The 815-nt window shown below is 74.8% G+C and carries 2 protein-coding genes and 1 pseudogene; all 3 read left to right on the top strand.

The features are described 5' to 3' along the window. Positions 1-221 (top strand): annotated as a pseudogene (locus ACVMLK_RS21180) (threonine-phosphate decarboxylase); the annotation flags it as partial. 116 nt (positions 222-337) lie between these two features. Then, a complete protein-coding gene (locus tag ACVMLK_RS21175) occupies positions 338-547 on the top strand; it encodes a hypothetical protein (protein WP_457487560.1) in 210 nt (69 codons plus the stop codon). Between the two features lie 52 nt (positions 548-599). Then, on the top strand, positions 600-815 hold a 216-nt coding region (locus ACVMLK_RS21170; protein ID WP_457487559.1), incomplete at its 3' end, for a hypothetical protein.

The following is an 815-nucleotide window of genomic DNA, read 5'->3' as shown; positions in this document are numbered from 1 at the left end:
ACGGGTTGCTGGAAGACGCGGGGCTGCGGGTGGTGGGCGGCACCCGGCTGTTCCGGCTGGCGCGGGGCGAGGCCGGCGCCTGGCATGCGCGGCTGGGCCGGGCCGGCATCCTGACCCGCGCCTTCGCCGCCCGGCCGGACTGGCTGCGCTTCGGCCTGCCGGGGGACGAGGCGGGCTGGGCGCGGCTGGAGGCGGCGCTGCGCCCCGCCGGAAGCGGCTGAACCGATTCGCTTCACGACCCTTCGCGCAGCGCCGGGTCCTCGCCGAAAGTTATTGCGAGTAATTCTCATTATCGCTTAGCATGGCCCCATCGCCTCACCGGAAGGGGAAGCCCGTCATGTTCCATCACCGTTCCTGCGGCGCCGCCCAGATCGTCGCGCTGATGGCCGCGCATCGCGACGCGCGGAAGGCCGCGACCGGCCTGTGCCAGAAGGATATCGACCGGCTGCTGGAGGCCCTCTCGGCCGCCGCCGGGGGAGAGGCGGACAGCCGCGCCGCCGCGTCGCCGCCAGGGGGGCACGCGAGAGAGGCGCACGCATCCGCCTGAGCCCACCGAGACCGCCATGGCGAGGCGGGGGCGTTTTCGATAAGACCCCCGCATGACCGATGACATCCCCGTCCATCCCGCGGAGGCCGCCATCCAGGCCTCCGGCCTGCGGGTCGAGAAGCGGGAGATGCCGCAGCTCATCCGCCGCGTCGCCCGCCGCCTGCCGGCCGATGCCGCGGCGGTGCGCGAGGCGCTGGCGGAGGTGCGGCGCAAGGGCTGGGCGGCGGCGATGCGCGACATGGCCGGCCGCGCCGGCCAGCCCTGGCTG

It is taken from the genome of Teichococcus aerofrigidensis, assembly GCF_054073225.1.
This window is presented reverse-complemented; position numbering and strand designations above follow the sequence as displayed.